The sequence below is a fragment of the Streptomyces sp. LS1784 genome (assembly GCF_020103755.1).
GTDB lineage: Bacteria > Actinomycetota > Actinomycetes > Streptomycetales > Streptomycetaceae > Kitasatospora.
Genome location: NZ_JAHSQD010000487.1, coordinates 1 through 6,340 on the forward strand (window position 1 = coordinate 1; position 6,340 = coordinate 6,340).

Consider the following 6,340-nt stretch of genomic DNA (forward strand, 5'->3'; position numbering starts at 1 on the left):
AGGGCGGTGGCGGTGCCGTCGGGCGCCCAGCGCACCGCGTGCACCGGGGCGCCGCTGCCCGGCGCCCACGACGTGCCCACGGCCGTGCCGGCGCCGTCGACGCCGATCGCCCGGTCCTCGCTGTCACCGGGCAGCGGGTCGAGCAGGGTGTCCGTGAGGTCCGCGTCCCATCGGACGGCGTGGTGGGTGAGGGGCTGCCCGGTGGACGGGTCGCCCAGGGTCACGTCCCCGACGACGACGCCGTCGGCGTTCACCCCGGTCGGCTCGCTCTGGTAAGTGCTGTCCGGGGTCGGTAGCAGTACGGGTGTGGGGCCCGTGGCGGTGTCGGCAACCGCCGACGGCGCCACCCCCGCGGCCAGGGCGGCGGCCATGGCCACGGCGGTGGCCAGGGCGGCTGTGCGGGACGTAAGCATGCTCATGATGTGCAGCTCCTGCCTCGTGAACTCGACGTGCAGATAAGTGAACTGATTGAGCATTGGCCTTCACATATCAGTACCAGATGCCAGGACGGCCCTGCAGCCCGATCGCTGATCTACTCGGCCTGCGGCCCGGGTGCGAGCCCGATTTCGTGCCCGGGCCGCAGGCCGCAGGCCGTCGGGTGCAACCGGGTCACGTGGGGCAGGTGCGGCCGGTCGCCGGGCCCCTGGGTGGGGAACTGCCGGCCCGCGCCGCCATCCTCGCCCGCGCCCTGGAGCCGGTGGACGGGACCTCCGCTCTCCGGCTCGGGCGGCTGGTACTGCCGCAAGACTCTCCCGAACCGACCCATGGGAGCGGCCCGCTACGCGCGCGGTGACGCCTGCTGGCTGTCGTAGTGCTCCTGGGCGGCGAGGAGCTCGTCTCCGTGTCGGCCGAACCACTGGATGAGTTCGGTCAGCGGCCCGGCCAGGCTGACACCGAGTGCCGTCAGGTTGTAGGTGACCTGGGGCGGGGTGGTGGGCGCGACATGGCGGTCGACGAGCCCGGCCCGGGCCAGTGCCTTGAGGTTTTGCGACAGCATCTTCTGGCTGATGCCACCGACTCGTTGGTGCAGCTGCGCGAAGCGGTGCGGGCCGGCGATGAGGGCCGAGATGATCAGCGTCGCCCAGCGGCTTGTCGTCCGGTCCATGATCGGCCTGAGCGCGCACTTGTTGTCGAAGGTGTCGTGGGCCAGGAGTCGGGCGGCCGTCGCGACTTGCTGAGTTTCCATCACGTCATGAGCTTACAAAAAAGTAGGTACTTCCCAATAGTAATTGCCTTTCCTACGGTGACTTCCACAAGCACCAACGTTCGAGGAGTCACTGTGATCAGCAGCAACGCACGTACGGCGATCGTCACGGGCGCATCGAAGGGCCTCGGTGCGGGGATCGCCCAGGCGCTGGCCGGGACCGGCGCGGCCGTCGTGGTGAACTACCGGGAGGATGCGAAGGGCGCCGAACGGGTCGTCGCGGGCATCGCCGCCAAGGGCGGCCGGGCGATCGCGGTCCGGGCGGACGTGGCCCGCGGCAACGACGTGCGCCATCTGTTCGATCGCGCGCGCGAGGAGTACGGACCGGTCGACGTGCTCGTGAACAACGCGGCCGTCGCCGCCTTCGCGCCGCTGTCGGGCATCACCGAAGAGGAGTTCCAGCGCGAGATGACCACGAACCTGCTGGGTACGATCCTCACTACGCAGGCCCTGGCCGCGCAGGACGACATCGGCGCCGCGTCGATCATCAACGTCTCGACGGCCGGCACGCTTACCCACCCGCCGTACGCCTCGCTCTATGTCGCGTCCAAGAGCGCCGTCAACGCGTTCACCATCGTGGCGGCCAAGGAGCTGGGCCCGCGCGGTATCCGGGTCAACGCGATCATGCCCGGACCGTCGGACACCGAGGGCACCAGGGCCATGGGATTCCCCGGCTCGGCTCAGGAAGCACAGGCGATCGCCGGTACCCCGCTGGGCCGTACGGGCACCCCGGACGACTACGGCCCGCTGGTGGCCTTCCTGGCTTCCGACGACGCGCGCTGGATCACCGGGGATGTCATCCTTGCTTCCGGTGGCATGCGCTGACGCCCCGTCCGTTCGGCCAAGCGGCTCCGCCGCATGCCTGCAGTCGGCACGTCCCGCGGCCTGATCGGTGAACGCCCGCAGGAGGTGCGTGCGGCCGCCTCGGCGTGGCTCGCGCAGCTGACGGGTGGCCCTATTGCCCTCGCGGTACCCGGTCCAGGACGGGCGTGATGGTGTCGCCCGTCGCGACGGATCCGTTCTCGAAGGGTGAGTGCCAGGCGCCGCATCGGCCTCGGCGGCACCGTGATGGTGATCCACCGTCTCAAGCGCCACCGCGCGGTAGCCACGAGACTGCAAACTCGCTGTCCGCTACGAAGCAACGGTGCTGGTCACAGCCATCAACGAATGGCTGTGACCAGCACTTTCGAAACGCGCCCTGGGATCTCCGAACCGAGGATCAGGGGGCACCGTGGCCGTGTCGAAGGCCGTCTGATCCTTTCGGCGGACGTGCTTGGCCTTGAACAGCAGGACCAGTTCGGGTGCCAGATCCGACGACGTCGAGCACCACCCGTGCCCTTGCTGCCGGGCCCAGCCCGGCTCGCCCTGCCGTTCGCGCTCGGGCGCGGTTCAGGCGACCTCCGCCCCGTGGCGCACCCGGTCGAAGCGGCCAGCGGCCAGGTCCTCCTCGGTGATCCAGACCGAGACGTTGACGAGTTCGCCCCAGCTCGCGTCCGCCGCCGAGCCCTCGACCTGCAGCAGTGGCCGGTGCCCGTCGGGCCGGGTGGTGTTGTGGCTGTCGCACCATCCGAGGAGCCGGATGTCGGCGCTGCCCAGGTGCTCGCGGCAGGCGTCCGAGACGCCCATGGCGTCCAGGTAGTCGTCTGCGAAGACCTCCCTGAGCTCCTCATCCAGGTACGAGGGCGCCGACAGGGCCCAGCGTGCCCGGACCGGCCGGGCGGGCAGTGGCTCCAGGCCGTCCGGGTCCGGTGGAGCGGGACGCTCCGGTGTGCCGGACGGGACGTGCAGCACGACGCAGCTCTCCCCGTCGGGATCGGCGGGGAACAGGTCGTGGAAGAACAGCAGCAGCCCGTCGGCCGGCAGCGGCCAGGGCCTGCCGCTCCTCCCAGCCCGGAAGGCCGCCGCCAGCCGAGCGCAGTCGAGTTGGGCGAGCAGTTCCATCGGGTAGCGGTCGCCCTCGGGCCAGTCGACGTCCTCGGGCAGTGCGGCGGGTCCGCCCGTCCGGCCGACCGGCGTCCAGCCGGGCGCGTCCTCGGGGACGTCCGGGCGCAGCTCCAGCGAGGGCCGAAGCAGTTCGGCGACGCGTGCGGTGCGATCCCCGCCCACCTGCTCGCGCAGGGCCGCGTAGAGCCCGTACGGCACCGGCAGACCAGGCGGGCCTGGCAGGTCGGCGTGCTTCTCGGGGTCGTACGGCGTCCATGCGTAGGTGTCAGACATGCGCCGATCCTGCCACCCGGCTCCGACACGAACGGAAGGCCGTCAGGTGCCGGTGCCCTCGGCCTGTTCCTGGCCGTCCATGTCGTCGCGGCGGGCATACGGGACGGCATGGTGGAGGTCAGCCTCGCCCCCGCACGGGCGGCAGCAGGTTGGCCGGCTCGTCCAGCCATGCCCGGTGCTCACCCCCGTCGACGGTCAGGCCGAACCGCCCGAATCCCGGACGGCCTTCCTTCTCCCACCACCGGTGGATCTCCTCGACCTCCGACCACATCCGACGAGGACCCGACTGGCGAACCTCGTACCGGCTCGCGCCGTCCACGAAGTCCACCGTCGCCCAGGACGTGACGCCCGTGTCGAACAGCCACAGGCTGGTCATGTCGTCGCCGTCGCTGCGCCGGTAGTACACGTCGGGTACGGCCAGGCCCACGACGAAGGACGCCAGCCAGTCGTCAACGACCTTGAACGGGCTGAGAGTCGTGTACTCCTGTGAGGCGTCGCCGGGCCAGTCGCCGGGCAGGTAGTCGTCGACGGGCGGGGCCTGGTAGCGCTGCTGCCGCATGCGCATGAACGCCGAGGAGCCGGTGAACGGGCCCGTGGCGGTGGCGCCGGAAACGGTCAGGCGGGCGACCGCTCCGCCCCCGAAGAGCGGCGCGAAGGGCAGTACCAGTACGCCCTGTGGGCGGATCTGCCCGATCACAGCCGGGGGGACCTCCCGTACCGCGCAGGTGAGAATCCCTGGCCTGCTTCGCCGTCCTCTCCGCCTGCCGCCGTCCTGCGCGGCAGATCGACGGGCGGCTTCCCGGCGTCTCGCGCCTGCCGCCTCCCCGTCCACTCCGCCTCCCGATCTGTTCCGCCTCCCCGTCATGCCTCGCCGGTCGGCCCGAGGGGGCGCAGCAGCTGGTCGAGGCCGAACTCGAAGCGTTCGTCGAACGCCGTGTCCTCCAGGTGTGGCACCACCCGGTCGAGTGCGGGGTAGCTGCCGGCGGCGAGAGCGGGGCCGAGGGTGTGTTCCTCGCCGGAGGCGGTGAGGGCCTGCTGCTCCTGCGTCAGGCCGAGCGTCAGGTACTGGATGCTCCAGAACGTCCAGGCGGAGTGGCGTTCGTCGAGTCCGGCGCCGAGCAGGGCCGCCACGACGTGCTCGGCGAAGGCGAGGGTCGCGGGCTCGGCGGCGTAGGTGCCCGCGACGACGGCCGCGCCGTCGCGGTGGGCGAGCAGGCTGCGGCGGTATCGGCGGGCCAGTTCGCGCACGCGCTCGTCCGGGGCCGCGGGCAGGTCGGTGAGCGGGACCTCGGCGACGATCGCCTCGGCCATCAGCTCCAGCAGCCGGGCCTTGGTCTTGGCGTGCCACAGCACGGTGTTCATCCGTACGCCGAGGCGTTCGGCCGTGCCGCGCAGGGAGACGGCGTCGGCGCCTTTCTCGTCGAGCAGTTCGAGCGCTGCGCGTACGACGGCGGCCGGGTCGAGCCGGGTCCGCGGGGCGGCGGGGGTTTGCTTCTTGGTCACTGACCTAGTCTACTGGAGGCATCGCTATTGGTCATTGACCAAGAAGGGGGCTTCGTCATGCCCGAAGGAACGCACACCACCGCACGCACCACCACCACACACGCCACTGCCGCACACGCCACTGCCGCACACGCCACCGCACCGGACACCGCGTACGGGGTCGTCATCGCCGGAGGCGGACCGGTCGGGCTCTGGCTCGCCTGCGAGCTGCGGCTCCACGGCGTCGACGTGACCGTGCTGGAGACCCGGGCCGAGCCCGACCCGCACTCCCGCGCCCTCACCCTCCACCCGCGCACCCTCGAACTGCTCGCCGCCCGGGGGCTGGTGGAGCCCTTCCTCGCCGAAGGATTGCGGGTGCCCAGCGGACACTTCGCCGCGCTCACCACCCGGATGGACTTCTCCCGGCTGGACACGCCCTACCCGTTCACCCTCGTCCTGCCGCAGGTCCGCACCGAGGAACTCATCGCCGCCCACGCCGAGGCCGTCGGCGTCCGCCTGCTGCGCGAGCACCGGGTGACCGGTCTGACCCAGCACGACGGCGCGGTGACCGTCTCGGTCGACACCCCCGCCGGGCAGCGGCAACTACGCGCGGCCTACCTGGTCGGCTGCGACGGTAGCCGCAGCACCGTACGCGCCGCCGCAGGCATCGGCTTCCCCGGCAGGGCCGCCACCCGATGGGCCTGGATGGCCGACGTCACGCTCGACGCACCGCCCGCCGCGCACTCCAGCTCCAACGAGCACGGCACCGTCATGGTCTTCCCCCTGCCCGACGGCCTCCACCGGGTGGTCGGCAACGACGCGCACAGCGTCCAGGAACCGCCCGAGGCCCCCACCATCGAGGAACTCCGCACCCGGGTGCGCCGGATCGCCGGCACCGACCTCGGCATGCGCGACCCGCGCTGGATCTCCGTCTTCGGCAACGCCACCCGCCAGGCCGAGCACTACCGCCACGGCCGCGTCCTGCTCGCCGGCGACGCCGCGCACACCCACTTCCCCGCCGGCGGCCCCGGCCTCAACGTCGGCCTGCAGGACGCCGGCAACCTCGGCTGGAAGCTCGCCCAGACCCTCGCCGGCACCGCCCCCGACGGCCTGCTCGACAGCTACCACACCGAACGCCACCCGGTCGGCGCCGAACTGCTGCGCAGCACCAGCGCGCAGAGCGGCCTGATGACCAGCTACGCCCCGGAGAACCTCGCCATGCGGGAACTGCTGGGCGAACTCATCGGCGGGGTGCCGGAGTTCTCCGACGCCCTGGCCCTGCGCGCCGCCGGACTCGCCGTCGACTACCCGCCCGCCGAACCGTCCGGCGCCCACCCGCTCACCGGGACCCGCGCCCCCGACCTCGCCGTCCACGGCGGCGGCACGCTGCTGCCCCTGCTGCGCCGCGGCCGCTACGTCCTGCTGGACCTGACCGCC

The 6,340-nt window shown here is 71.9% G+C and carries 7 protein-coding genes; 2 read left to right on the forward strand and 5 right to left on the reverse strand.

Going from position 1 to position 6,340, the window contains the following annotated elements; genetic code table 11:
• Together KS423_RS35440 and KS423_RS35445 are read right to left on the reverse strand one after the other, a co-directional pair.
• Positions 1–419, reverse strand: a 419-nt coding sequence (locus tag KS423_RS35440) for a hypothetical protein (protein ID WP_224283857.1), incomplete at its 3' end; no start/stop codon positions are given.
• A gap of 359 nt (positions 420–778) precedes the next feature.
• Positions 779–1,186 carry a helix-turn-helix domain-containing protein gene (locus KS423_RS35445; protein ID WP_224283858.1) on the reverse strand — a complete coding sequence of 136 codons (408 nt, stop codon included), beginning with the start codon at positions 1,184–1,186 and terminating at the stop codon, positions 779–781.
• Positions 1,187–1,279: 93 nt separating this feature from the next.
• Between KS423_RS35445 and KS423_RS35450 the strand changes: the two genes are divergently transcribed.
• A complete protein-coding gene (locus KS423_RS35450; protein ID WP_224283859.1) occupies positions 1,280–2,029 on the forward strand; it encodes an SDR family NAD(P)-dependent oxidoreductase in 750 nt (249 codons plus the stop codon).
• Positions 2,030–2,593: 564 nt separating this feature from the next.
• On the opposite strand, the gene KS423_RS35455 is transcribed toward KS423_RS35450, so the two are convergent.
• The 3 genes from KS423_RS35455 to KS423_RS35465 form a co-directional block, all read right to left on the reverse strand.
• Complete coding sequence (locus KS423_RS35455; protein WP_224283860.1) at positions 2,594–3,421, reverse strand: DUF1963 domain-containing protein; 828 nt, start codon at positions 3,419–3,421, stop codon at positions 2,594–2,596.
• Positions 3,422–3,539: 118 nt separating this feature from the next.
• Entirely contained in the window at positions 3,540–4,118 is a 579-nt protein-coding gene (locus KS423_RS35460; protein WP_224283861.1) for a hypothetical protein, read from the reverse strand.
• 164 nt (positions 4,119–4,282) lie between these two features.
• A complete protein-coding gene (locus KS423_RS35465) occupies positions 4,283–4,924 on the reverse strand; it encodes a TetR/AcrR family transcriptional regulator C-terminal domain-containing protein (RefSeq protein WP_224283862.1) in 642 nt (213 codons plus the stop codon).
• A 57-nt stretch (positions 4,925–4,981) separates the two neighbouring features.
• Here KS423_RS35465 and KS423_RS35470 point away from each other — a divergent pair.
• Positions 4,982–6,340, forward strand: a 1,359-nt coding sequence (locus KS423_RS35470) for an FAD-dependent monooxygenase (RefSeq protein WP_224283863.1), incomplete at its 3' end; no start/stop codon positions are given.

Coding starts and splice junctions, on each gene's coding strand:
- KS423_RS35455 (WP_224283860.1), bottom strand. CDS start 3,421: ATGTCTGACACCTACGCATGGACGCCGTACGACCCCGAGAAGCACGCC.
- KS423_RS35445 (WP_224283858.1), bottom strand. CDS start 1,186: ATGGAAACTCAGCAAGTCGCGACGGCCGCCCGACTCCTGGCCCACGAC.